Source organism: Kiloniella sp. (genome assembly GCF_048270245.1).
Classification (GTDB): Bacteria; Pseudomonadota; Alphaproteobacteria; order Kiloniellales; family Kiloniellaceae; genus Kiloniella.
Map to the genome: position 1 here is coordinate 11,906 of NZ_JBLWTH010000009.1, position 25,903 is coordinate 37,808.

Sequence of the window (25,903 nt, forward strand, 5' to 3'; positions counted from 1 at the left end):
ACTTATTGGATTATAGGTTTCTCTGGAAGTCCGGCAACAGGGACGTCTAATTGAAATAACCCCCCCGCATCGGGATTTTCTGCAAGTTCTTTCGGTGATAGTCGGGTTGATGCAGAGGTCACAAAAAGCGTTTTGAGATCTTCACCTCCAAAGCACAGTGACGTGGGCCGTTGAACAGGCATATCGATTTTTTGATCAATAGTTCCGTCCGGACGGTATCGGGTGATCGCCCATCCATCCCACTGGGCATTCCATAGATAACCTTCACTATCAACCGTCATGCCATCAGGATAACCATCTTTGCCAGTTAGTTGAACAAAAACCTCTGGCTGTGAAGTGATTCCTTCTGCGGGGCTATAACTTGCGGTCATGATCTGTTGCGTTGGTGAGTTCGCAAAATAAATTTTGTCACCAGCAGGGTTGAATGCTGGCCCATTAAATACGATAAACTTTTGTTCCAGAGGGCTAATCTGACTGGATTGGTATCTCCAAGATCCTGCGACAGGGGCACATTCTCTTAGATGCTTTGCCCCGAAAATGAAATTACCAGCTCTGTCGGCTTTGCCATCATTCATCAAGCAGTTATCATCTGCTAATTCCGGCTCAATGGGGGTGACGGCTCCCAAATCGGGCTCTATGAGGAAAAGCCCCTGACCCATAGCAGCAATCAGTCCGCCATCATGCCACAGCGCTATTGAGCCGACAGGCGCGGGGAGGTCCATCGAAGAATAATCAGATCCATCAACTTTTTGCCAATAGAGTTTACTATTCTCGATATCAATCCAATAAAGGAAGCCTGTTCGATGGTCCCAAAGGGGGGACTCACCCAACAGAGCTGGCCCTTTCCAAATTTTTTGGATCAAAATTTTTCCCCTGAATCTTTTATTGTGGGATCTTTTGGTACGGTCACGTTCGTCTTCTTCTTCTGTCTTTAAATGCGAAGTTCGGTTTTGGGATCAAAGAGACTGGCTTTTCCCATATCGACCATAAATGCCATCGTTTCCCCCGGTGCTGTGGTATTGTAAGGGTTTACCCGTGCAATTACTTCGCGTCCGCCCAGTTCGATATAGGTTAGTGTATCTGCACCCGTAGGTTCCAGTACTTCGACCTGACAGTCAAATGCCTGTAAGCCTTTGTTCAAAGATATTTCAGCATCCGAGTGATGTGTCAGAGTCTCTGGCCTGATACCAAGTATGACATCACGTCCCACCCAGTCGCCGATATCTTGCCGATCATTCGGTAAGGCTAGGAAGACAGAGCTTCTGTTGCCATTGGCTGTACGTTCGATAGAAACCCCGAGCTTGCCATCTTCACTGACAACAGCAGCGGGAACAAAATTCATTGGCGGAGAGCCAACGAAGCCAGCAACGTACATGTTAGCTGGTTTCTCGTAAACTTCCTGCGGGCTTGCAAACTGTTGGACTTCGCCTTCACGCAGAATGGCGATACGGCTGGCAAGGGTCATGGCTTCAATCTGATCATGGGTCACATAGACCATGGTCGTGCCAAGGCGCTGGTGCAATTTTTTGATTTCTGTACGCATCTCAACTCGAAGTTTTGCATCCAGGTTTGACAAAGGTTCATCAAACAAAAATATTTCGGGATCCCGTACCAGCGCACGTCCCATGGCAACGCGCTGTCGTTGTCCACCGGAAAGTTGTGCTGGTTTGCGATCACTCAGGTGATCGATCTGCAACATGCGTGCTGCTTCATCTACACGCTTTTCGCGGTCTTCCTTGGTAACTTTGCGCATTTCCAGACCAAAGCCGATGTTCCGGGCAACAGACATGTTGGGATAAAGCGCGTAGCTCTGGAAAACCATTGCTATATCACGGTCTTTTGGGTGTACATCGTTTACGACATTTTGATCAATCAGGATTTCGCCATCTGTAATGGTATCCAAGCCTGCGATCATATTCAGTAGCGTTGATTTCCCGCAACCGGATGGACCCAGAAGGACCAGAAATTCACCATCTTCCAGATCAAGGTCGATGCCTTTGAGAACTTCGATAGCGCCATATGATTTTTTGACATTTTGAATGGATAGGGATGCCATGAGTATTTTTCTCCTTACCCTTTAACTGAGCCAGCGGTTAGACCGCGTACGAAGTAACGACCTGCCAATACATATACGACGAGTGTTGGTGCTGCTGTAATCAGGGCAGCGGCCATATCCACATTGTATCGTTTGACGCCAGTTGTTGTGTTTACGAGGTTGTTGAGTGCGACAGTAACCGGTTGCCCACCACCAGTGGTGAAGGATGCCCCAAAGAGGAAGTCGTTCCAGATTTGGGTGAACTGCCAGATAATGGTTACGACGATGATTGGTGGTGATAAAGGCAACATGATGCGCCAGAAAATCATAAAGAAACCTGCTCCGTCGATTGTTGCGGCCTTGATCAGATCATCGGGAATATTGACGTAATAGTTTCTGAAAAAAAGCACCGTAAAGGGCAGGCCATAGACAATATGAACCAGAACCAACCCCGGCACTGTATTGGCAATTCGCAAGTAACCCAGTGACTGTGCCATAGGAAGCAACACGACTTGAAAGGGGATAAAACATCCAAACAGGATCATCGCAAAGATCAGGTTCGCGCCTTTGAACTTGAACTTGGTGAGCGAGTAGCCTGTCAACGCCCCCAGAATGGTGGAAATCAGGACGGCCGGAATGGTCATTGCGACAGAATTCCAGAAATACGGCTTTAATCCGGTACAACTGACGCCGATACAGGCTTCATTCCAGGCATACCCCCACGCATCAAAATTTATCTCTGCGGGTAGGGATAACAGTGTACCATTGCGGATTTCGTCCAGATCTTTCAAGGATGTAGAAAGAACAACAATCAACGGCAGGATATAATAGGCTGCAAAAATTAAAAGCAGGGCGTAAAGACCAAATCGAGCGGCGGATTGCCAAGGGCTTTTCCCGCCGGGGAGTGCAGAAAGATCAGCCATTTTTCTTTTCCCTTAATTCGGAATAGAGGTAAGGGATGACAATGGCCATTACGGTCGCAAGCATCATCATTGCTGATGCTGCGCCAAGGCCGATCTGGTTACGGCGAAATGTCATTTCATACATAAAATTAGCAGGCATGATTGTGCTGTAACCTGGTCCACCGCCCGTGAGGGCAACCACAAGGTCAAAGCTTTTAACAGCCATGTGCGTGAGAATAAAAAAGCAGCTAAGGAATACGGGCCGTAACGTCGGTAAGATAATGACGAGATAGATACGAGATAAGGAAGCTCCATCCAAATATGCTGCTTTGATTATCTCACTATCAACCCCACGTAATGCCGCGAGGAAGAGTGCCATAACAAAGCCGGATGATTGCCAGACGGCCGCGATCACCAAGGTATAGACCGCCATTTCACTATTGATGAGCCAATCAAAGGAAAAGCTTTCCCAACCCCATGATTGCACTAAATTTTGAATGCCAAGTCCGGGGTTAAGGATCCATTTCCAAGCTGTACCCGTGATAATAAAGGAAATCGCCATTGGATAGAGGTAGACGGTACGCAGTACGCCTTCGGCACGGACTTTTTGATCTAGTGCAATTGCCAGCAAACAGCCAAGAACAATTGCAATAAGAATAAACAGACTGCCAAAAACAAGCAGGTTTTCCATTGCAACATTCCAAGGGGTCATCTTCCAGAGGCGAATGTACTGGTAAAATCCTTCGAATGAATAGGTTGGCAGCATCTTGGATTTTGTGAAAGAGACATATCCGGTCCAGGCAATAAAGCCATAAACAAAGAATATGATCAGACCAAAAGTAGGTGCCACAACCAACTTAGCTACATTCCGGCGAAACCAATCAGAAAGTGGTTTCTTAGCTGGTATGGATTTTTGAGTCATGAGGCTCATCATTTATTCGGGAGCATTCAGGCAAGCAAAGTTTCATCAGTAGCATCGCTTGCTGCTAGTGAATGCTCTAAGTCAAACAGATAAAGTTTTTCCTGTCATTGATTAATGATGACGGAAAGGCTTTTAAGCATAGATTAAACATGCTCAGTCTTAAAAAAATAACGGTGTCTCCGATGAATGTTCTCGCAATCGACATTACAGGGGAAACACCGTTATTTTCAGGGAGACTACTCAGCCAACTCGATTGCTTCGGCTAGGCGTTCAACCGCAACATCTGATGTCATGTCAGAATTGAAGTGTTCTGTAACTACGTCCAGAATTGCTCCACGGATAGCGCCTGAAGCCGCGATCTCATGCGCCATTGATCCAACCAGTGCACCTCTTTCAGATGCAGATTGTAGATCGTTCATGGATTTCACAGCACATTCGTCAAACTTTTCAGTAGGTACGCCCATTCTTGCGGGAATGGACCCTTTGTACAGATTAAAGGTTTCCTGAAACTTTTCGCCCAGTATCAGACGTGCGAGCAAGGCTTGACCTGCTTTGTCATCTTCACTACTGACATTGAACATGGCAAAGCTGTCAGAATTGAGAATGTATCCACCGTTGGATGGTGTCGGAACACAAAGGAAATCTTTGCCCGGAACTTTACCGGCGGCAAGAAATTCACCTTTTGCCCAGTCACCCATGATCTGCATGGCTGCTTCGCCGCGCATGACCATACTTGTTGCCAAATTCCAATCGCGTCCAGAAAAATCGGCATCAACATAACCGCGCATTTTACGCATCTGTTCAAAGACTTTTTTCATGGTGTCAGATTTGATCGTTGCCATATCTTTTTCGACGAAAGCTTTGTTGAAAAACTCAGCGCCGCCCATTCCCAAGACTACTGTTTCGAATACGGTACCGTCCTGCCATGGCTGACCACCGTGCGCCAGTGGCGTAATGCCTGCTGCTTGAAGCTTGTCAGCAAGGGCATTGAATTCATCCCATGTACGGGGCGGTTCACCATCGACTTTTGCCAAAGATTCCGGGTTTGCCCAAATCCAGTCAACACGGTGAATGTTCACAGGGACAGCAACATATTTACCGTCATACTTAACAATTTTCTGCAACAACGGTGGCAGAACGTCGTCCCAGCCTTCTTCTTCACCAAGTTTGGACAAGTCACCCAATGCGCCGGATTCAGCCCATTCCTGAATGCTCAAACCTTTGATCTGTACAGCCGCTGGAGGGTTACCAGATAGAACGCGAGAACGAAGAACTGCCGCCTGTGCATCTCCACCACCGCCAGCAACGGGTGCATCCACCCATTTACCGCCATTTGCTTCAAAGTCTTCTTTTAGGGCTTTAACAGCTTTCGCTTCACTGCCTGATGTCCAATAGTGCAACACTTCTGCTGTTGGTTCTGCTTGTGCGGAAACTGCGCCCAAAGCAATAGAACTTACCAAAGCCGTCGTAAGTGCGAGTTTTTGAGTAAAAGATTTCATTCCCATTTTCCTCCCCGTGCGATTTGGACCTGATATGATTATGGTCCAATGTGGTGTTGACCCATTGAGATATTGACCCATTGAGATATTGACAAAGAACCAACGAGCATCCCATAGATTATAGTTAGTTGTTTAGAATGCTCGGGTTCCGATAGCCTTAGTAAAACCCTATCGTGTATAACTAGCGACTAATTTAAGGTAACAGAAGATTGCAGATCATTCGCTCTGTTACAAACCGTTACACTGGCGAGATAAAGTATTTTGTTTCTAAGGGCTTGCTGCACCAGCGAAATATGACAGGTAAATGAATGGAAAAGGCCAAACATCTGCTAATTGTGGATGATGATGAAGAAATTAGAGATCTTTTAACCGGGTTTCTGACGCAACGGGGCTTTAGAGTCTCTGAAGCGGGTTCAGGTGATGAAATGCGCCGTGAGTTGAATAAATGGTCTATTGATCTGATCATTCTCGACATCATGCTTCCGGGTGAAGATGGGCTAAGTCTCTGCCGTGCGGTACGTGAAAAATCAGATGTTCCAATCATTATGCTTACGGCTGTAACGGGCGATGCAGATCGTATCGTTGGTCTGGAAGTAGGGGCGGATGACTATCTGGAAAAACCTTTTAACCCCAGAGAGCTCTTGGCGCGAATGAAGGCGATCTTCCGCCGTGTTAGTGGCGTTGGTACAGACGATAATACTTATATAGATCATGGTATTGCCAATAGAGTTTTCAAATTTTCCGGTTGGCAGTTACATGAGGGAAAGCGAGAAATACGTTCACCTGATAAGTTTGTTGTTCATCTTTCTTCTGGTGAGTTTGCTCTGTTGGTCGCTTTTTTGGAGCAGCCGCAAAAAGTTCTGACCCGCGATGATTTGATTAACGCCACCAGAGGGGTTGAGGCGATTGCCTTTGATCGGAGTATAGATATTCAGGTTAGTCGATTACGTAAGAAGCTTGAAAGTGATGCAGATAGGCCAAAATTGATTAAAACGGTGCGAGGACAGGGATATATTTTTGCTGAGAAGGTTTATACAAATCCTGTGATTCCTGTTCGAAATAGGGCTTGATCTCTGATATGATTTCGCGTTTTGTCGAGAAATATCTTCCGACTAGAATACGCCCTAGAATTCTTCTTTTTGGTTTCTTATGCGGGTTCCTTGCCGCCAGTTTCGCCTCTGTCGGGGTTGGGGCGATTATCAATCGCAGAGCTGAAATCGCTGAAACCACATGGATTGGCCCTGTTATTGCCCGGGTCTACGAAGAAATTTCTCGTATGCCGCTTGAACGCAGGCTTTTATCTGTCGGGAATTTTAATCGGTCCGATGCGGTGCAGTTTGCGTTGGTTAAGGTGCATGAGCTCAATGATGCTCCGCCTTTAGATAATTATTTTTTGTTGAATACGAATTCGCAGTATGGGCCTAACCCGCGAATTTACCTTGATCTTCTTGATCGTAATCCCCGTCAAAAAATCCTCAAGTCTGACTATCCACCCGAAGATCTAACTGCAAAATTAACATTTCTTGTATCAGCAATAGCCAGGCATGACAGTCGAGCAATGCTTTATATTCCTTTTGCCAATGGTGAGAGGTTGGTTGTTGCTAGCCCTAAGTATTGGCAAGCCCGAATAACAGAAGTTCAGTGGCTATTGATTTGTCTAGCAGGGATGGCGTTTTCGGGTGTTCTTTATGCTGTGGGGACACGGGCTCTATTACGCCCCTTTAAAGTTTTAAGCGAAAATAGCAACGAACTGAATACTCTTAATATTAAGAGTATTTGGCCGGAAGAAGCAAAAGGGGTCGCGTACAGGCTTTCGACGGAACAAAAAGAAAAAGCCGAAGTTCTTGATGAAAGAACGCGTATGTTAACGGCCATTTCTCATGATCTGCGCACGCCCGCGACACGACTGAGATTACGGGCTGAATATATCGAAGATGAAAGCTTGAGGAATAAGATACTTTCCGATCTTGATCTGATGCTGGGCATGACTAGGGACGCAATTGATTTCCTCAAGGGTGGATTAGAAAGAGAAGAAGAAGAATATTTTGAGATTGTCTCCCTTGTTCAAAGCATCTGTGATGATTTTTCTGATGTTGGGATGCCAGTTACATTCTTGCCAATACAATATCCAACGTTGAGAACAACGGGCACAGTCTTTAGTTCCCATGAAAAGTCAGTACCTTTGGACGGTATGTTAAAAGGGAACATGAAGGGGCGACCCAAAGCCTTACAGCGCGCCATTACGAACCTTGTTGCCAATGCAGTTAAGTACGGATTTCAGGCAAAGGTCAGCTTAACAATAGAGCCCAGTCGCGTTTTAATTGAGGTTATGGATAAGGGCCCAGGCATTCCAGAGGATGAAATGGAAAATGTCCTCAAACCCTTCTACCGTCTAGAGAAATCTAGAAATAGGGAAACCGGGGGAAGCGGACTTGGATTGAGCATCGTTAACAGTGTTATTCAGACCCATAACGGACATTTTGATTTAATCAACCTGCCTGTTCAGGGTTTGAATGCAACAGTTGATATTCCTCGTTCTATTGAAATGATATAAAAGATATCCGTTATCTTATTGAATACAATTGAAAAATTCACTCTCTTAGGTTTTATCAGGAGAGTAGATTTTGAGTATTTATTTTTTAATTGTTATGTTATAACGTTTTGTATATGTTGCCGATCTGAAGACACGAATTGATGTTTTTACAGATTTCTCCTAATTGTTCCCTAATTGTTCATAGGCTTTATAGTTATGAAAAAAAGATCATTAAGGGCCATTCTTGCGTCCGGTTTTATTGTGTTTACTGCTGGTACGATTGGCCCGGTCTCTATTAATTTTGCGTATTCTCAAGAAAAAGTAATAACAATTGCTGTGCCTTTTGGCCCGAAAAGCTCGGTTCCAGACCCAAGGGCACGTCAAAATGGCTGGTTGAGTAATAAGGCGGGTGTTTCTGAAACATTGGTTGGTTTAGATTACCAAATGAAAATGTTTCCGCGTCTAGCGGAAAGTTATCGTAATATTAGCCCAACCCAATGGGAATTTACATTACGTGAAAATGTTAAGTTCCATGATGGTAGCCTATTAACATCGGAACAGGTTAAAGATTCATTTCAAAAATTGAATGACAAAGATCATGCTGCGTACAACCCGCGCCTGATCAAATTGTTGAATATCAAAAAGATTACAATCAAAGATGAACGAACGTTTGTTTTTGAGACGAACGAGCCTAATTCAGCTTTTATCTGGTCCCTGACAGAGCCGACAGCATCAGTGATCAAAGAAGGTACTGAAAAGCTACCGATTATCGGTACAGGACCATTTGTTTTTGTTTCTGCTGAAGCTGAGAAAAATTATCACACCAAAGCCTTTGCTGATTATTGGGGCGGCAAACCAAAACTTGACGGCATTATTATGGATGCCATTTCTGATGCGTCGGTTGCCGCACTTGCTTTGCAAGCTGGTGATGTGGATCTTGTCACGAATTATTCTGAGCCAGATTTCGCTGCGCTGGAAAAAAGCAATCAGGGGCAACGTTTTGATGGGGCGACGACACGATTGTTTTTCTATCAGGTTAGAACCGCAGATGGACCTTTGGCAAATAAAGAACTAAGACAGGCTCTTTCTTTGGGGTTGGATCGTGGTTTGATCGTCGAGGCGGCTTTGGCAGGTGTTGGGGGGGATCCTGCGCATTCTATTTTCCCCGTAACCATGAAGTCTTGGGTGAATAAAGCTATAGAGGCACCTTATGATGTCAAAAAAGCCCTTGAAATTCTTGATAATGCCGGACTGAAAGATACCAACGACGATGGTATTCGTGAAATAGATGGTGAAAATATTGTCCTTAAATTACGGTCCTATGAAGGACGACCTGCGCTAAAACCAACGCTTGAAGTTACACAGGCACTTTTAAGCAAATTGGGTCTTCAAGTTGAAATTTCTATGGGGGAATACCAAGCCAATAACGACGCATTGAAGTTGGGTGAAATTCAAATGCACTTACAGGCATGGGGAACCGCACCTCAAGGAGACCCGGATTATTTCCCTTCTACATTGCTGGATTCCAAGGCCGGGTATAACTTCTCGGGCTATAATAACCCTAAGCTTGATGTCTTGTTAGAAAAGGGTCGTGGTGAGTTTGATCCTGTTAAGCGCAAGGTCATTTATGATGAAATTCAGGAAATCATTGCCGAAGATCTTCCTTTAATTCCAGTGTTCCATAAAACGCAGGTTTCTGTCGGTAACGGTAAAGTAAAAGGGTATAGAATTCACCCTGCTGAAACGTACCTGGCTTCTCCGGAGTTGGACATTGAAGGGTAAAGAAACACTCCCTATTGTTGAGTTATCTGGCCTGACCGTTACTTATGACGGTCAGGTTTTGATCGACAGCATCAATCTGGATGTTATTTCTGGTGAAACCCTTGCAATCGTGGGGGAATCAGGGGCAGGGAAAACCACTCTTCTCAGAAGTTTGCTGGGGGGGACGAGCCACGGTTTCAAGGTTTCAGGCTCTTTAACATTCAAAGGACAACAACAAGATCTTGCAAGCCATAGATCGTCTGAGTCTTTGGTAAAAGGTTCTATCGCCTATGTGCCTCAAAACCCCAGTGTTGGGCTGGACCCACTAAAGCGATTGAAATGGCAATGGTCACAGGCGTTACGAGGGGCGAGGGCTTTAAAAGGAACTCTGCTTCATAAGGAACAAGGGGCCGAGGAAAAGACGTTTTCCGAAAATATTTTATCTCAGTTAAAGCTAAAAGCTTTTGATGAAAAATATCCACATCAGTGGAGTAGAGGAATGCAACAACGGCTTCTTTTGGCCTTTGCTCTTATTGCAAAACCTAAGATTATTATTCTGGACGAACCTACGTCTGCCTTGGATCCTATTATTGCTGCAAAGGCCTTGGTTGAAGTAACAAAGGTCGCGAGAGATCATAATATCTCTGTGTTGATGGTGACCCATGATTTGGCTTTAGCAACCCAGTTTGCTGATCGTGTAGCTGTTTTATCTTCTGGAAAGTTAATAGAGGTGGGGATGACCGATGAAATCCTGAATTCACCGTCACATCCCTACACGTCGAACTTGGTAAAACATCGACATTGGGGGCATGCGCATGCTTGAAGTAAATAATTTATCGGTGCAGATACAAAATCAATGCCTTCTTGAGGATATTAATTTTGATCTTTGTCATGGCGAAACGCTTTGTATTATTGGCGAAAGTGGATCGGGTAAAACAACACTACTCCGGTCTCTTCTTGGCTTGATTCCCTTATCTCAGGGAAGCGTATCGCTCAATGGTCATGTTTATCAAAGCCCTGAAAGTTCTCAAATTGGATTGCCGTCTACCCAAATGGTTATGCAAGATCCGATTGCTGCATTAAATCCGCGTAAAAAAGTAAAAATTTCTATTGCCGAAAGCCTTTATCGGTCATCTTTAAAAGCAGCAGAGATCGAACATGCTATCAAGCAAGCTTTAAACGATGTGGAATTACCCGACGGCTTGGAAAATAGGTATCCTTCTCAGATTTCTTTAGGGCAAGCCCAACGGGTGTGCATTGCCCGGGCTATTGTTGCCAAACCTGATATACTCTTTTTCGATGAGCCCCTTAGTGCATTGGATGCGATTATCCAAAAACAGATAGCTCAAGTTTTAGAGCGTATAAAAAAACAAAATGAACTGAGCTATATTTTCATTACCCATGATTTAGGGTTTGCACGACATTATGCAGATAAAATTTTACTCCTTAATCGTGGAAAGGTCGCGGAATATCAAGGTGTAGGCTTGTTCTTCGAAAGGCCGGAAAGTGCTTATGGCCAAGAGCTATTGGAAGCTGCTTATATCTTGGGATCATTACCTCATAAAAAAACAAAAGAAATTCAGGCGGCGTAACATTGAATAACTTTATGCGTGTTGCTGCGATCAAGATCGTTAGCCTGTTACTCGTACTTTTTTGCGTCTCCTTTCTAACATTTCTGTTGTATTATTATGCACCAGGGGACAAAGCGCTGGCCATTGCAAATGCGCGGTATATTGGCGAAGGGAGTGCATCTGCTGAACTTGTGGAGCAGATACGCTTAGAGACAGGTATAGATAGACCCTTATTTGTACAATTCTATTATTGGGCCCAAGATATTATTCAGCTGGATTTCGGCGTTTCATTAATTTCTCAGGAACCTGTCGATGAGATTTTTGTCAGTCAGTTGTGGGAAACAATGGAGCTGGCGTTCTCTGCCCTTCTTCTCGGGATGTCCGTTGCAATCCCACTCAGTCTGATTTCAGTGTGGAAACCTAAAAGTTTTATTGATCGTTTTGCGATAGCTTTGTCATCCATAGGGGCCGCTATTCCATCTTATTGGTTAGGCCTTATCTTTATCTTTGTGTTTGCTGCCAACCTGCAATGGCTACCTGCTTATGGCACAGGAAGTCTGGCACACTTGATTTTACCAGCCTCTACATTAGGTTTCTGGGTTCTTTCTTCTCAAACTCGCTTGATCCGATCCTTTTTACTCGAAGCAAGTACCGCGCCTTTCCTGGAGGCTTTGAAAATCAGGGGTGTTGGCTCAAAAGAGCTATTTTGCCGTCATATTGTTCGGCATGCTTTTGTCCCCTTTGTAACAATGTTGGGGCTAGAACTGGCTTTCCTATTGGAAGGGGCGGTGATTGTCGAAGTTGTTTTTGCCCGTGGTGGTATTGGTTCCTTATTGGTGCATTCCGTGATGGGCAGGGATTTCCCCATTATTCAATGCATCGTTCTTTTTTCTGCCGTGACTTACGTAACGATAAATAGTGCTGTTGAAATTTTTCAATGGTTTATGAACCCTGTTTCCCAACAAAGATAATCCCCCGGCCAAGATAATAATCTAACAAAGATAATTATCGGGCTAAGATTATAAATTGAGCTATTTCATGAACGTCTCCTCATTTAACCATTCTACCTTTTTTAAAAGTTTTTTTTCATTCTGGCTTCAAACAAAGACTATTCTAAAAAAACACTATTTCATCTTTTCTATCTTTACCCTTTTTGCCGGGGCAATTCTGTTTGGTTTTATCCTGACGCCCTATGATCCCGTAGAAACCGATTTTTTAAATCGTCTTAGTTCACCGAGCTGGCAAAATTGGTTTGGAACGGATCAGATGGGGCGTGATATTGCGACCCGTATTCTTTACGGTGCGGGGTGGTCTGTGGGGCTGGCATTGATCGTGTCAACCACAGGGGCCGTTATCGGCACAATTGTTGGTTTACTCGCGGGGTCTCTCGGTCGTTTTGTCGATGGCTTTTGTATGCGAGTGACAGATAGCTTTTTTGCATTCCCTGAATTAATTGCTGCAATCGTGATTACAGGTGTTCTGGGGCCGAATACCGTAAATATGGTTATCGCCTTAATTCTTGTGAGCTGGATGCGTTTTGCCCGTTTGGTCCGGGCATTGACCGATGATGTGAAACAACAGGACTATGTTCTACAGGCAAAGTTAAACAAAATTCCATATATTTTAATATTAACAAGGCACTATATTCCAAATATTGTATTGAGTGTTGTCGTTGTCTGGACAAGTTCGTGGTCCAGAACAATCTTGTCGATATCTGGTTTAAGCTTTCTCGGTTTTGGTGTGCAACCTCCCCAAGCTGAATGGGGGGCGATGCTTTTGGATGGAAAGCCGTACATGTTGACGGCACCCCATGTCATGGTTTTCCCGGGGCTTGCCGTTTTAATAACAGTTTTAACACTTAATCTTATGGGGGATCACCTACGTGATCATCTTCAACCTTTGGAAAAATAGCCTTACTTTAAAAAAAGATAACCGGGCTTTGGAAAAAATAAAATGAGTTCTGATTTTAAAGGCATTTCGTTACGAATAGGTGCCACAATATTTTTTACGATTATGGTCCTTTTCATAAAAATGCTCGCAACAGATTTTCCTGTTGGCCAAACGGTTTTCTACCGAAGTGCTTTTGCATTGATACCTTTGGTCATTTTTTTGTTTATGACAGGTGATTTTCCATCAGGGTTGAAAACCAAACGACCGGGGGGGCACGTTGCACGTTGTCTTTTTGGATGTGTTGCAATGTTTACTTCATTTGCTTCGCTGAAATACCTGCCAATTGCCGATGCGACCATCATCGGATATTTGGCGCCGATCCTGACGGTTCTATTGGCAAGGCTGGTCCTTGGTGAGGCCGTTTCTGGGGTGCGATGGGTCGGTGTCGTTTTTGGTTTTGCTGGAATGCTGGTGCTTATTTTGCCTCAATTAAATGGTTTCGATGTTGATCAGGGTTATTTGATCGGTGTTGGCTTGGGGTTTGCCACGGCAGGATTTACGGCAATTGCAAAAATTCAAATTCGCAGTTTAGCCCTGACTGAAAACGCAGGTGCAATTGCATTGTATTTTGCTTTAACTTGTACGCTTGCTGGTTTGGCAACTCTTCCCTTTGGATGGCCAACCCCTGATAGCACACAACTAATGCTGCTTATTGGTTCCGGACTTGCTGGTGGTGTGGCACATATTATGATGACCCTCAGCTATCAGTTCAGTGAAGCATCGAAATTGGCGACGTTTGAGTATCTGTCACTGATTTTTGCTGTCTTTTCTGATTTCTTTTTCTTCAGTATTATACCGGGATATAATTTCTATATCGCAGGTTGTTTTATTCTGTTTGCTACTGCTTTTGTTGCATTCAAGGATAAAAAGAAGGACGTAAAAGCCACTTGATCTAGATATCCCAGCTTATAAACAAACAGCCCGGATTGATAATCAATCCGGGCTGTTTGTTTTATGAGATAAAGGGGACTTTACTCGGCAGCTTTAGGGGAAAGTTCTGTCGAACCTAATGGGCTGCTTTCCTGTATGTTTTGTGTAAAGATTAATGGTAATTCTTCGGGCGGCCTGGTTTCCTCTGGGATCAGAAGAATACCGTGCCGCTGCAAAAACAAACCAATCTTTTCTTGCCCAAAGGCAACGGCTAATGGAGCACCAAAGATCAGACCGGTGAGGATTGGGGCCAGCCATAGTAACAGTTCTGGAGCTTGATTTAGATAGACAGATCCGAGGACCGCAGCGGCAAGTAAGTGTGCCTGATGTTGTTTGAAAGCTTCTTTCCATGGAATACTTCGGCCACTTCTGCTCTGTGCATTCCATTGCACCGTTTTACCCACCAGAAGGGCTGAAATAATGCGAACATGGAATATCATGATAACAGGTGCTGAAATTGCAGAGAAGACCATCTCTAGAATACAACTTAATGTAAGCTTGAATGCCCCACCGTATGCGGATGCATCTTTATAGGCCAGAAAAAGTGCAAGTATTTTTGGCATAAACAGCATACTCATAACAATGATAAACAAAGTTAGAGGGGATGCTGTGTAGGGTGTCAGCATTGACCATTCATAGGGCAGTGGAATAACAGGACTGATCGGCATCGTCCGCTCGGTCACCAAAAAGGCACTCATTAACAGCAGCAACATCCAGAGATAAGATGATCCGTAGCTCATCGCACCCATAAGCATGTGGATACGGCTTACCTTTTTAAGCCCTTTTTCTGATACAAGACGCATGTGCTGGAAATTACCCTGACACCAACGCTGATCCCTAATAATGTGATCCAAAATGTTGGTTGGCACTTGTTCATAACTGCCTGTGCCTTCTGGGTATATCCAGACGTCTTGTCCTGCACGACGTAAAAAGGCAGCTTCGACAAAATCATGGCTTAGAATTTCGCCTGATAGCGGGCCTTTACCTGAAAGAATGGGAAGTTCACAGTGTTCAATAAATGGCGCAATTCTAACGATAGCATTATGGCCCCAGTAGTTACCATCATTCATGGTCCAGTAACTAAGGCCGGTTGTGAACAGCTCGCCGGTTAATCGGATGTTGAATTGAGTGAGGCGGCCAAACAGGGTTTTTTGTCCCATGGCGCGGGGTAATGCCTGTATCAGACCAGTGCTTGGATTGTTATCCATCATTCTGGTCATGTTCAGGATTGTTTCACCCGACATGATACTATCGGCATCCAATACAACCATATAGTCGAAAGAAGCGCCCCAACGATCACAGAAATCTTTGATGTTGCCAACTTTACGATGGGTGTTCTTTTCTCGGCGACGATAGTGAAACTTTCCCTGCAAGGCATAGCGATGCATTAATTTCTGGGCCAATGTTTCTTCTTGGGCTGCAATGGAAAGATCTGTTGTATCGCTTAAAAGGAAGAATTCAAACGCATTACCGTGTCCCGTTGCTAGCACAGACCGAAGTGTTTGTTCCATTCCCAGAAAAACCAATTCAGGATCTTCGTTATAGGCAGGCATAACCACGGCAACTTTACCTTTCGGGGCAGCAGTATGGTCCAGATCCCGGGCAATGGGTGTCACAGTTTTAGCAGCATTTGTGTTATGAAAAGCGCGAATGACAAAGCCGATAACAGAGGTCCAGAAAGACTGACTGATCCAAAGAAAGGCAATGGTTGAAAGAAGGACATAAACCCCTTCGAGCAGGCTTAATCCGTTTTCGAAAAGGTTGAGTGCCAAGTTTGTACTAAGGGCACCGACGGTCAGGCTGAGCAACAAGAGAAGCAGAGATCTGCGTCGACGCTTTGTAACCGCGACGTCAATCTTGCAAGGTTTGTTGGTTTGATGGCTCATTAAGTTTATCCAGCCTTAGGCATATCTAGTTGTATAGAGGTAAGTCCAGGTTTCTGTCAGGGCGCGATCGCCAAGCTTCAGATACCCGCGTAAATCACAAGGTTGGTCGTTTTCCGGTTCCATGTTGAACTCGACACGCCACAGCTTGTTTTCTGTATTTTTAAACGTTTTTACGTCGTATATATTTCCAGCCTGACACTCGAATATGGCCTCAAGAGGACTATCAGCGGGTAGATCATTCAGTTCAGTACTTTCAAATTCCACAACAAAAAAACGGGCCTGAGCACTATGTCCATAGGAAAACCCTGCTCTGTTGGCGGGGCCTTCGCGAGTACTCATTGACTTTCCGGCGGGCGGCCATTGTTCTGATTCCAGATAGCTGGTCAATCGATAGCCGTATTGCAACGAACCGCCAGCCTTCATTTGTTTGTCAGAAACCCAATAGGCGACAATGTTGTCTGTCGTTTCCAGGTCCGAAGGAATTTCAACCAATTCTACATGACCGTGCCCCCAGTTCTGTTTGGGTTCTATCCAAATGCTCGGGCGTTTTTGGTATCGGGATTCCAGATCACCGTAATGATTAAAATCTTTATCACGTTGTGAAAGGCCAAAGCCATTCGTATTTTCACCTACAAAAGCAGAAATAGTGACGTTTTTACGTCGGGCTAATGGACGCCAGATCCATTCGTCAGAAGATGTACAGACCATCAAGCCGTCTGAATCATGTACTTCAGGTCTGTAATCATCCAGACCCTTGGTGTTTTCACCAAACAGGAACATACTTGTTAAAGGTGCTAGACCAAGTTTCTTGATGTCTTTGCGGGCAAAAAGAGAAACATCAATATCAACAACGGTGTCTTTGCCCGGTTGGATTGTGAAACGATAAGCGCCGGATACACTTGGACTATCCATCAGCGCCATGATGACGAGGTCATTTTTATCAGAGTCTTTGTCTGGTCTTTCTAACCAGAATTCTTTGAATAGGGGGAATTCTTCCCCTGTCGGTTCTGCTGTATCAATTGCCAACCCTCTAATCGAAAGGCCGTATTGCTGTCCTTGGCCTAAAACGCGGAAATAGTTGGATCCAAGGAAGGAGATCAGTTCATCATAATATTCGCTGTTGAGCTGGTGATGAACCCGAAAGCCAGCAAAGTGCAGATCTTCCATATCTGATGATGCAGGTTGCTTTCCTTCGTACCAAAACATGCCGGGCTGGATTGTCTGGCCTTTTTCTTCGCCACTTTCCTGTAGGTTGATATCAACCGTATGGTGGAACCAGGGGCCACCGGGGTGGAAAAACTGTAGCTGATAGGGGCCGCCGTCATTCCAAAGTGGTTTGTTCGGGTTGTAATAAATTTTGGAAAACTCTTCGACGGACATACTTTTCCAAAAATCACTTATGGTGCTTTCGGGGTTGTTGTAGGCCGTTTGCGATAAAATCTGTGCTTTTTCTATGACATCGTCATAATGGGTAACGTCCTTGGCAGTGGTGTTACTGGCAAAAGGACGCGAAATCACACCGGGGATTAACCCTGTGGTAGAGAGCGCGATAGAGGAAAGAAGGAATTTTCTACGGTTCATTGTGCAATGGTTCAAGTTTAAATTAATACAGAGGAAGTCGCTGAAATGTAATAGTTTTTCAAGGGATATTTCTGTGTCATTGCATTTTTTTTACCTTATTATGATTTGTGCCTCTCCATAACAGATTGGTTTGTTGTAAGCTTTCCAAAAGTGAAGGGATATACAATCCTCATCACAAGTTCGCGAACAGGGTTTACTGTACCTGTGGTTGATCAGGTATCATTTTCAATATAGAGACCTCTTTTTACGAATTATGAATCGGCCGGACAAAGAGCGCATGTACAAAGCGAACGATCTACCAACAGAAAATAAGTTAAGTCCTGCAGCTCAAGCTGCCCAAACTATCGGGACTGGGAAAAAAGAGCGTGATCCTCGGTTGGATTTTTTCCGGGGCGTTGCCATGCTGATTATTTTTGTCGCTCATGTGCCCGGTAATTTTTGGGCAAAATTCATCCCTGCACGATTTGGGCCCAGTGATGCGGCTGAAATGTTTGTTTTCTGTTCGGGCTTTGCGGCGGCAATTGCCTTTGGGGGTACCTTTCGCCGGTCCGGATTTTTTATGGGAACTATGCGCATCGTCATTCGTTGTGTTCAGCTATATGTGGCGCATTTGGGCTTGTTCTTTGTACTGGCGACGGTCTGTGCCATTGCGACTGCATACTATGTTGATTTCAACTATATAGCCAAGTTGAACTTGCCTTATTTCTTTGATAACACGACCGAAGCCCTTGGGGCTTTGTTTACCCTGACTTATGTACCGAATTTTTTTGATATCATGCCAATGTATATCGGGGTTTTGGCGCTTGTCCCTGTGGTTATTCTTCTGGCAAGGGTTCACCCCTACCTAGTCCCGGTTTTCTCGATCGCTTTGTATGCGGCAAGCTGGCAGTGGCAGCTCGAATTTCCCGCGGAACCTTTTTCTGATCGCCCTTGGTTTTTCAATCCGCTGACGTGGCAGCTGCTGTTTTTTACAGGCTTTGCAATCTCTGCGGGCTGGATCAAGGCACCACCCGCAAACAAGTGGCTGCTCATTGTCTGCATTATTTTTGTGTTAGCATTGGTTCCGATCAGTAACTGGCCGATTATGCGGGCGGTACCAGAATTAAAAGATATCCGCACCGAACTCGTTCTTGGTTTTAATAAAACCAACTTTGGGCTTTTACGCTGGTTACACTTTTTGGCGCTCGCGTATATTTGCGTGACCTTGCTGAAAGGGCGGGAACAGATCCTGAGACACCGCTATTTCAAGCCCTTGATCAAATGCGGACAACAGGCTCTACCTGTTTTTTTATTGGGCATGACTTTGTCATGGATAGGCGGTATTGTTCTGGATCAGATTGGTCGCGATGCCTTGGGTCTAACCATTGTGAATCTCTCTGGAATGTCGATCTTAATTGGCTATGCCTATCTGATGGGGTGGGTGAAATCATCCCCGTGGCGGCAGGCCCCAAATAAGCCTACCCAGACAGAGACAAAACCAGAAACTCATTTGAACAGGACTGTGGCACAGCCTGCAGAATAATCAAATATTTCGTTGATCGGGGGGCACTTGCGTAACGCACTTAAATTGTTTTTTGCAGGGATTGGAACCATCTGTTTTGGGATGTTGTGGCCCTTAACAGCCTTTGCGCAAGGTCTCGTGATCAAGGGGCAGAACGTTACTCTGTCGAGTTTCAAAAATCCGTTAGAATATTCGCTTTATCTTCCTGAAAAATATTGTGTTAATAACCGCTTATACCCCGTTCTTTATCTTTTACATGGGTATGGTGGGTCCCATGAAGACTGGTTGAAAGCCGGACAGGTTGCTAAGACATTGGATCGTTTGATCGCTGATAAGGTTATTAATCCTTTGATCGTCGTGATGCCCGCTGCTGGAAAATCTTGGTATCTTAATTCTGAAAAATATGGGGCCTTTCAGTCCGGACTTGGACAAGAGTTTCCTGTGGTGATGGAAGACCTTTTGGCAAACAAAGTTTCCAAAGAAAAACGCGCCATTGCCGGATTATCTATGGGGGGATATGGGGCGTTGAAGTTTGCGTTTGAAAAATCGGGAAACTATGTCGCGGTTGCTGCTTTAAGCCCAGCTATTTTCCCTAATATTGATAGCGTGGACAGCTTTAAACCGGTTCAGATAAAGCTTTTTGCCGGTGCCTTTGGCGATCCTTTTTCTGTTGAGATCTTTAATCGGGAAAACGTCTTTACTGCCCTACAAAGGGCAAAGCCAGAAAGCTTTCCCCATACGTATCTAACGGTCGGAGATGATGACTGGTTTGGTCTCTACGAAGGCACATTTGCGCTCTATAAAGAACTCAAGAGTAGGAAGCTTCCATCCGAGCTACGGATAACCAATGGTAATCACACATGGAAGCTATGGCGAGAGGAGATTGAACAGGCGTTGGTTTTTATAGATAGCAAGTTTAAAGCCGAAAAATCAGAAAAAACCCAAAAGCTTCTAAAGGAAACTCGTGATGATACTGCGGGGGTAAATTCAGAAAACAATAATATCATCCCGACAGCGACAGCAGACAGAAACTCTTTTTTGTGTTCTTAAGGTAAAGTGCCTGATTGCAGAGGGAAGTGAACTTTATGATTTTACCAACCGTTTTATACTGTTCTACGTTGGTCGATTTTTCCCAATATTAGAATAATACCAAGGATATAAACCTTATTAGAATAATACCAAGGATATAAATTCAGTAACTATTCCTGTCGGGAAAGTTAAACGATTTTTGCTGTTCTTAGTTCGTGTTTAAGTTTATAGATTCATTGGGTTTTGTTAACGGGTGCGCTTATTCCAATGATTTTAAATGAAAACTCTCCAATTACTTTTAACGATCAAATTCCCAAACATGTTGATGTCGTCGTTATTGGCGCAGGCATTATCGGTATCTCTATCGCTTATTTCTTGGCGAAGCAGGGAAAGAAAGTTCTGGTTTGCGAGAAGGGGCGGGTAGCAGGCGAGCAATCCAGTCGTAACTGGGGGTGGGTACGTCAACAAGGGCGTCATAGTTCTGAATTACCCATTATGAAAGAAAGCCTGCGTATATGGCGAGGGCTGGCTGAGGAAATTGGTGAGGATCTTGGTTTTCGTCAATGTGGCTGTCTTTATCTTGCTGAAACTGATGCGATGGAGCAAGAAAACGAGGGTTGGATTGATATTGCACGTCAACATAGTCTTGATACAAAGTCATTAAGCGGGCGGGAAGTTCAATCCCTGTTAGGCCAAGAAAACAAGTATTGGAAGAGTGCGATCTATACTTCCTCTGATGGCCGGGCAGAGCCTTTGATTGCTGTTCCACGACTTGCCTCTGCGGCTCAAGGTCTCGGTGTAACAATTATTGAAAATTGCGCCGTTCGTTCCTTGGATGTCATGGCGGGAAAACTATCCGGTGTCTATACTGAATTGGGGCGTGTAAACGCCGCACAGGTTGTATCTGCAGCGGGTGCGTGGTCCTCTCTTTTTGCGGGTTTCCATAATATATCTCTGCCTCAGTTGAAAGTTAAGGGAACCGTTGCTCGTACTGAACCTGTTAGGGGGTTTTTCGAAGGGAATGCAGTATCAGAAAATATTGCTTTTCGAAAAAGAATAGATGGGGGGTACAGTATTGCCCTTGCTGATCAAACATCTCATTCAATTACACCTGATAGTTTCAGGTATTTTTCCAAGTTTTTACCTTTGATGAAAAAATCTTATCGGGACGTTTCTTTAAAGTTTGACCGATCTTTTTTTAATGAAGTCGGTCATCGGGTTAAAAATAATCCGACTAAGATATCGCCATTTGAAAAAAACAGAGTTCTAAACCCCAAACCAGATGAAAACATTCTTAAACAAATGCGTGAAGCTCTAAAGTCCCATGTGCCTGAATTGGCAAATGCCGCTTTTGTAGAGAGTTGGGCGGGTATGATCGAGACCACGCCAGATGTTTTACCAATTGTTTCGCAAGCTGATCACATAGATGGTTTTTATATGGTTTCTGGCTTGAGTGGCCATGGCTTTGGTATTGGTCCGGGAATGGGCAAGGTTGTTGCTGATCTGATATGTGGGCGACCCATGGAATATGATCTAAGCCGTTTTAGACTTGATCGGTTTCACGATGGATCGCCGATTGAACTAAGCATGTCTGCCTGATTAAATTTAGGAAACCAACTCGATATTCTGTTGTCTATTCACGGTTTGTGTTGGTGCTTCATCTGTTTCTACTGTTTCATATATTTCAGGGATTTTTGCCAGTCTCTTTAAGGCCCAGGGGTTTTCTGGGCGTTGTTGTAGGCGGGTTTCGAGAAGGTTTTTGGCGGTGCTATAGCGCTGTGAGCGGATAGAGGCGTCGATCAACAGCCTGTGGAACACATCACGCTGGGCGTGGCTGCCGCCGATTTCTTGCAGATCATCAAAGACGGGCAAGAGGTGATCAACACACTGCGCATCGTTTCCGGTCTTGCAGGCATGAATGGCTTTTGCCAGGGGCATGCCATAGTTGCGGAAGATTTCCTGTGCTGTTCCTTCACCTTGTGCTTTTTCACGCATGGTTTCGATAAAGGCATCGGCTGCTTTGGTGTTCCCGCTGCTCAGGATCGCGAGCAGATAGTGTGCATCGGCAAAGGCCAGACTGTGGTCGTTGACGTGGTTGGCGGATAGCTTCGCCATTTCTTCCCAGCGATTGCCGACGTTGACGCCCTCTAGCTCTAGACGATAGAGCAGGGAGACTGCGTTGCTGATATCACGAAAGTCGTCGGTGTGATCCTTGCGAATATAGGAATCGTACAGGCGCAGCACTTCGTCTTTTTGGCCCAGTTCCAGATGGAACAGCGCTTTGTGCCAATGCATATGGTAAGAGAAGTTGTTACAGTTCTCCCACTCGTTTTGGTACTGTTTCAGCCAGCTAATACCCTCGGACGGGCGGTTGGACATTTCTAGTACGTGGCCGACTGCATGGGTGCCCCATGCATCGTTCGGGGCGATCTCGACACCGCGCTTGCCGGTTTTTTCTGCCTCTGCATAAGATCCGGTTTCTTCCAGACCAAAGCTGTGACATCCCAGAATAAAGCCGTAATCGCGCACGCCTTCGTTCCATGCGTTCATGATCTTCGTGGTCGAGGCCCGCATACCATGGTTTTGCCCGCGAATAAATTGACAGGCGTGGGTAATTTTTACGCTCAGGGCGTCAAGCGGATAATCATCAAGCAAGGCATCAAGTCTGACGATTGCTTTGTCGAGGTTGCCGTAACACCATTCTTCCAGAGCAGTTAGCAGCTCGCTTTCGCGGTGGCTTGCACCGCGTTCTCTGACTGATAGCTTTGCTTTGAACAGAGATTCCAACGCAACGGGATCTGTTTCGACCTTGGCCAGCATCTTGTAGAAAAAACCCTTGGCAATCAACGCCAGAACCATTTGCGGATCAGCGGCCAATGTCAGGCCGAGAGCGTCAGGTGTTTTCTTTGAATGGGCGAGAAAGAGGGAGACTGTATTGTCAAAATGATCAACGGCGTTTTGATTCAAAGCTGTTACTGCGTGTCCACGACAATCAAACAACACGAGGTGCCTCCATAGCAATTTTCATACGGCGATTTTTAAATTCTTAAATTCCATATGGCATGCATTGGGGGGCAATTTCCAGTGCTCAAAAGATGTCAAACCTTAGCGTTTTAGGTAGTTGTGATCACCGTGATGGGGCGTGTGCTGGCCCAAAGCAGCAGAATAGCTCTGCTTTTTGTCTCTGCGCTCAAACGCCGTTCACAGGCCGGACACAGCCTTCTGACAAAATTGTGAAAGGAAAAGAGTTACTGGATAGGTATTATAGGCTCAAAATCGACAAGACATGGTTTATACAAACCCATTCAATGGACCCTTTAATGCAAGTGCAATCAAGTTATACACTCTTTTCAAGCAAGTACTTACCATTAGTAATTTCTTTGCTGTCGCTTGTTGTGTTGTATTTTTATATGGGCCAACGGCCAGCCATCGCAACAGGGTTGGGCATAGCCCTTGGCATTAGCCTTTATCACGCGGCTTTCGGGTTTACCTCGGCATGGCGACGTTTTTTGACAGAGGGCTGGGGGGCAGGGCTCAAGGCACAGATTGTCATGCTTGCCGTTGTGGTCACGCTTTTCTTTCCGGTACTCGATAGCGGCACTATTCTGGGGCACAGGGCATCGGGTTTTGTGGCGCCGGCGGGAACGGGTGTTGTGGTCGGGGCCTTTGTTTTTGGCATCGGCATGCAAATCGCGGGTGGCTGTGCCAGTGGTACGCTCTTTACGGTAGGCGGTGGTAGCATCCGTATGGTGGTGACCTTGATCACCTTTATGTTGGGGTCGGTTATTGCGACAGTGCACTTGCCGTTCTGGCACACACTGCCAAAGTGGAAAGCGGTTTCCATGGTGACCCTCTGGGGATGGGAACAGGCTTTGGTCTTGCACCTGATTGTCTTTGCCTTGCTCTATCTCTTTGTCCGCAGGGTCGAAAACAGAAGTTTTCTGGTAAACGAGGCAGAGGACACATCCAAAACACCTTTATTCCAACGGATAACCCAAGGTCCGTGGCCGCTTGTGCTCGGCGCGGTGGCATTGGCTCTGTTGAACTTCGCGATGCTGGCGTTGTTGGGGCACCCGTGGGGGATTACATCTGGTATTACCCTGTGGGGCGGCAAGATGGTGTCTTTCTTCGGCGCGGATCTGTCCGACATTCCCTATTGGTCAGGCCGGATGGCGACTCTTGATAGATCACTCTTCAAAAGCGATGCCTCTGCAACCAACATCGGTATCGTGGCAGGTGCCATGAGCGCGGCGGTGCTTGCAGGAAAGTTTGGCAAATCGCAGAACGTCACCACCAAAGGTATTCTTACGGCCCTGATCGGCGGTTTGATGTTAGGCTACGGTGCCCGCTTGGCCTATGGCTGTAACATCGGTGCTTTTTTCAGCGGTGTAGCATCGGGTAGTGTGCACGGCTGGGTGTGGCTCTTTGCGGCCTTAGCCGGGAATATGATCGGCGTCCGCATCCGAAAAGCCTATAGTTACTCTACTTAATTCCTGTTTTGCGTTGTTTCATCGTTCGTGTAGGTCGCCTACACGTCTCTCTTCACGCCTTGAACAGAAATCAAGTATAGCAACTATTGAATAGTAAATAGACGGAAAAGTTGTCGTTATAACGACTAGTTGTAGCTGCCGACGAGGGTGAAGGGATCTCCGCCGAGGCCTTTTTTGAAGAAGGTCACGCCCTTGGCATCATTGGGGTTGATCCCGCCGAGGTCGAGCCATTTGACGTCGCGCTTTTTCAGTTCCAGTAAGGCATTCCATAACAAGTAGTTGTGCGCACGGGCATCGCGCCCTTCTTGCGAATTCCAGCCCACCAGATAGGTTGCACTGCCTTCGTGCTGGAACAATAGGATGGCCCCGACGGCTTCTCTGTTTTCCTCTCGGTTTGGCCCACCTTGCAATGCCCGCATCAACAGGAATTCGCCTCGGTCTTTTGTGAAGCGTTTCAGGTGCGCGACCAAGGCGGGGCTTGGGCCTTTGAATTCCTTGAGGATCTTGTCCATCTCGCTGAGTTTTAACAGCCAGTTCAGGTGTTTTCCCTCAGTGTCCAATTCCAGCGAGAGGCTTTTCTTCTCGGATTGATTAAGGGTATTGCGCCAGTTCTGTTTCAGGTTCGCGCGTAAGACTTCTTCGGGCTGTCTCAGGTCCAGCCAAATCGATGAATAGCCATCGGTCTGAATTCGGTTGAGGCCAAATTTTGCCAACATTGCACGGTTTGCTTCGGTATCCGGCATTTCGGGCAGGAAGTACCGAAACCGCCAGGGACGCGATGGGTAGCGTTTTTGAATTTCCGCCCAGAAAAATTCGTGAACTTCTTGCGGAAGATCGGGTTCAAGCCACAGCGGCCCGCGATAGAGCCGAACCTTTTGAAAAATGCCGAGTAATCGCTGTTCCAGCACCTGACAGATGCCAACAACACGACCCTGCCAATAAATTGTGGCAAACTTGCCGACCAGACGTTCGGTTACCAAGACAGCTTGTGCATAGGGCCAGCTTTGCAATAGGTTTGATTGCCCCGCCTTGCGCACAAGGTCCCGCCATTGGCGCACGGAAACGTCATTCCATTTGATAGCTAATAGATTTGCGTCCGGTGATGAGCTAGATGCTTTGGCGACTGGTTTTTGTGGCGTTAATTTTTTTTGCGATTTTTGAGGCATATAAGAACAGTTGTTCGCTAATTTTTTTATGAATCATCTATTATCCATAATGCTTTATCTATGGCTTTGTAAATGATTTCCCGATATATTCGTGCTATTATTACATAAGTTCAACAACCATAGTTATTAAACCTAGCTTTTACTTAG

Annotated in this window: 21 protein-coding genes; 12 read left to right on the forward strand and 9 right to left on the reverse strand. The window is 45.5% G+C overall.

Going from position 1 to position 25,903, the window contains the following annotated elements:
* Positions 1–2: 2 nt before the first annotated feature.
* The 5 genes from ACN0W5_RS16790 to ACN0W5_RS16810 form a co-directional block, all read right to left on the reverse strand.
* Positions 3–863 carry an SMP-30/gluconolactonase/LRE family protein gene (locus ACN0W5_RS16790; protein ID WP_417455237.1) on the reverse strand — a complete coding sequence of 287 codons (861 nt, stop codon included), beginning with the start codon at positions 861–863 and terminating at the stop codon, positions 3–5.
* Positions 864–931: 68 nt separating this feature from the next.
* Complete coding sequence (locus ACN0W5_RS16795; RefSeq protein ID WP_417455238.1) at positions 932–2,056, reverse strand: ABC transporter ATP-binding protein; 1,125 nt, start codon at positions 2,054–2,056, stop codon at positions 932–934.
* Between the two features lie 14 nt (positions 2,057–2,070).
* Positions 2,071–2,958 (reverse strand): carbohydrate ABC transporter permease, encoded by an 888-nt coding sequence (locus ACN0W5_RS16800; protein WP_299371255.1) that lies wholly within the window; start codon positions 2,956–2,958, stop codon positions 2,071–2,073.
* Positions 2,951–3,859, reverse strand: coding sequence for a carbohydrate ABC transporter permease (locus tag ACN0W5_RS16805; RefSeq protein ID WP_417455239.1), 909 nt, complete (start codon positions 3,857–3,859; stop codon positions 2,951–2,953). Before ACN0W5_RS16805 ends, ACN0W5_RS16800 begins: the two co-directional genes overlap by 8 nt.
* Before the next feature lie 236 nt (positions 3,860–4,095).
* Positions 4,096–5,358, reverse strand: coding sequence for an ABC transporter substrate-binding protein (locus ACN0W5_RS16810; protein ID WP_417455240.1), 1,263 nt, complete (start codon positions 5,356–5,358; stop codon positions 4,096–4,098).
* A gap of 308 nt (positions 5,359–5,666) precedes the next feature.
* Here ACN0W5_RS16810 and ACN0W5_RS16815 point away from each other — a divergent pair, with 308 nt between their 5' ends.
* From ACN0W5_RS16815 to ACN0W5_RS16850, 8 genes are all read left to right on the forward strand, one after another.
* The gene (locus tag ACN0W5_RS16815; protein ID WP_417455241.1) at positions 5,667–6,428 is read left to right on the forward strand and encodes a response regulator; all 762 of its coding nucleotides are present in this window, start codon (positions 5,667–5,669) and stop codon (positions 6,426–6,428) included.
* An 8-nt stretch (positions 6,429–6,436) separates the two neighbouring features.
* Positions 6,437–7,912 carry a sensor histidine kinase gene (locus ACN0W5_RS16820; RefSeq protein ID WP_417455242.1) on the forward strand — a complete coding sequence of 492 codons (1,476 nt, stop codon included), beginning with the start codon at positions 6,437–6,439 and terminating at the stop codon, positions 7,910–7,912.
* A 195-nt stretch (positions 7,913–8,107) separates the two neighbouring features.
* Positions 8,108–9,673 (forward strand): ABC transporter substrate-binding protein, encoded by a 1,566-nt coding sequence (locus tag ACN0W5_RS16825; protein ID WP_417455243.1) that lies wholly within the window; start codon positions 8,108–8,110, stop codon positions 9,671–9,673.
* The gene (locus tag ACN0W5_RS16830; protein WP_417455244.1) at positions 9,663–10,475 is read left to right on the forward strand and encodes an ATP-binding cassette domain-containing protein; all 813 of its coding nucleotides are present in this window, start codon (positions 9,663–9,665) and stop codon (positions 10,473–10,475) included. Before ACN0W5_RS16825 ends, ACN0W5_RS16830 begins: the two co-directional genes overlap by 11 nt.
* Positions 10,468–11,244 (forward strand): ABC transporter ATP-binding protein, encoded by a 777-nt coding sequence (locus tag ACN0W5_RS16835; RefSeq protein ID WP_417455245.1) that lies wholly within the window; start codon positions 10,468–10,470, stop codon positions 11,242–11,244. The genes ACN0W5_RS16830 and ACN0W5_RS16835 overlap by 8 nt, the downstream gene beginning before the upstream one ends.
* A gap of 2 nt (positions 11,245–11,246) precedes the next feature.
* Positions 11,247–12,194, forward strand: coding sequence for an ABC transporter permease (locus ACN0W5_RS16840; protein WP_417455246.1), 948 nt, complete (start codon positions 11,247–11,249; stop codon positions 12,192–12,194).
* Positions 12,195–12,261: 67 nt separating this feature from the next.
* Positions 12,262–13,134: an ABC transporter permease gene (locus ACN0W5_RS16845; RefSeq protein ID WP_417455247.1), complete on the forward strand. Its 873-nt coding sequence runs from the start codon at positions 12,262–12,264 to the stop codon at positions 13,132–13,134.
* A gap of 42 nt (positions 13,135–13,176) precedes the next feature.
* Positions 13,177–14,064: a DMT family transporter gene (locus ACN0W5_RS16850; RefSeq protein WP_417455248.1), complete on the forward strand. Its 888-nt coding sequence runs from the start codon at positions 13,177–13,179 to the stop codon at positions 14,062–14,064.
* 80 nt (positions 14,065–14,144) lie between these two features.
* Here ACN0W5_RS16850 and mdoH read toward each other — a convergent pair whose 3' ends face one another.
* On the reverse strand, positions 14,145–15,989 hold the full coding sequence (gene mdoH / locus ACN0W5_RS16855; protein ID WP_417455249.1) for a glucans biosynthesis glucosyltransferase MdoH: 1,845 nt from the start codon (positions 15,987–15,989) through the stop codon (positions 14,145–14,147).
* Between the two features lie 15 nt (positions 15,990–16,004).
* Positions 16,005–17,570 (reverse strand): glucan biosynthesis protein, encoded by a 1,566-nt coding sequence (locus tag ACN0W5_RS16860; RefSeq protein ID WP_417455250.1) that lies wholly within the window; start codon positions 17,568–17,570, stop codon positions 16,005–16,007.
* Positions 17,571–17,847: 277 nt separating this feature from the next.
* Here ACN0W5_RS16860 and ACN0W5_RS16865 point away from each other — a divergent pair, with 277 nt between their 5' ends.
* From ACN0W5_RS16865 to ACN0W5_RS16875, 3 genes are all read left to right on the forward strand, one after another.
* A complete protein-coding gene (locus ACN0W5_RS16865) occupies positions 17,848–19,092 on the forward strand; it encodes an OpgC family protein (RefSeq protein WP_417455251.1) in 1,245 nt (414 codons plus the stop codon).
* Positions 19,093–19,119: 27 nt separating this feature from the next.
* Positions 19,120–20,121, forward strand: a complete 1,002-nt coding sequence (locus ACN0W5_RS16870) for an alpha/beta hydrolase (RefSeq protein ID WP_417455252.1) — start codon at positions 19,120–19,122, stop codon at positions 20,119–20,121.
* A 246-nt stretch (positions 20,122–20,367) separates the two neighbouring features.
* Entirely contained in the window at positions 20,368–21,699 is a 1,332-nt protein-coding gene (locus tag ACN0W5_RS16875; RefSeq protein WP_417455253.1) for an NAD(P)/FAD-dependent oxidoreductase, read from the forward strand.
* Between the two features lie 6 nt (positions 21,700–21,705).
* On the opposite strand, the gene ACN0W5_RS16880 is transcribed toward ACN0W5_RS16875, so the two are convergent.
* A complete protein-coding gene (locus tag ACN0W5_RS16880) occupies positions 21,706–23,103 on the reverse strand; it encodes a tetratricopeptide repeat protein (protein ID WP_417455254.1) in 1,398 nt (465 codons plus the stop codon).
* Positions 23,104–23,195: 92 nt separating this feature from the next.
* Here ACN0W5_RS16880 and ACN0W5_RS16885 point away from each other — a divergent pair, with 92 nt between their 5' ends.
* Entirely contained in the window at positions 23,196–24,590 is a 1,395-nt protein-coding gene (locus ACN0W5_RS16885; RefSeq protein WP_417455255.1) for a YeeE/YedE family protein, read from the forward strand.
* Between the two features lie 125 nt (positions 24,591–24,715).
* Here the strand turns inward: ACN0W5_RS16885 and ACN0W5_RS16890 are convergent, their stop codons facing one another.
* Positions 24,716–25,756, reverse strand: coding sequence for a lipid II:glycine glycyltransferase FemX (locus ACN0W5_RS16890; protein WP_417455256.1), 1,041 nt, complete (start codon positions 25,754–25,756; stop codon positions 24,716–24,718).
* Positions 25,757–25,903 lie beyond the last annotated feature (147 nt).